Origin of the sequence: Winogradskyella sp. ECml5-4, assembly GCF_036903175.1 — a bacterium.
Lineage (GTDB): Bacteria > Bacteroidota > Bacteroidia > Flavobacteriales > Flavobacteriaceae > Winogradskyella > Winogradskyella damuponensis.
Genome location: NZ_JAYJLF010000082.1, coordinates 1 through 656, shown reverse-complemented (window position 1 = coordinate 656; position 656 = coordinate 1). Strand labels below are relative to the sequence as shown.

At 43.1% G+C, this 656-nt stretch carries 1 protein-coding gene; it reads left to right on the top strand.

Going from position 1 to position 656, the window contains the following annotated elements; genetic code table 11:
- On the top strand, positions 1–656 hold a 656-nt coding region (locus VDP25_RS17745; RefSeq protein WP_443089863.1), incomplete at both ends, for a DUF7507 domain-containing protein.

Genomic DNA, 656 nt, shown 5'->3' with positions numbered 1-656 from the left:
CAAAGTCCAGAGTTAAGCATAACCAAAACAGGTAGTTTAGACTTGGGCGCTGATAATGCCGTAAGTGTAGGTGATATCATAACCTATACATATACCGTGACCAACACAGGCGACGTTACAGTATATGACGTAAGTGTGAATGAAGTTTCAGGTAACTTTACAGGAACAGGTATATTACCAACACCAACGTATGTAAGTGGCGGAACGGATGCAGATGGCGATGGTGATCTAGAAGATATGGTTGTAGGAAATGGTACGATAGTGTACACGGCAACGTATGCAATCACGCAAGATGATATTGATGCAGGTGTGGTAACAAACCAAGCGACAGCAGAAGGAACGGATCCAAATGGCGATCCAGTGAGTGATGACAGTGATGATCCAACAGATGCGACAAGTGACGATGATCCAACAGATGTAGAGATAATACAAAGTCCAGAGTTAAGCATAACCAAAACAGGTAGTTTAGACTTGGGCGCTGATAATGCCGTAAGTGTAGGTGATATCATAACCTATACATATACCGTGACCAACACAGGCGACGTTACAGTATATGACGTAAGTGTGAATGAAGTTTCAGGTAACTTTACAGGAACAGGTATATTACCAACACCAACGTATGTAAGTGGCGGAACGGATGCAGATGGCGATGGTGA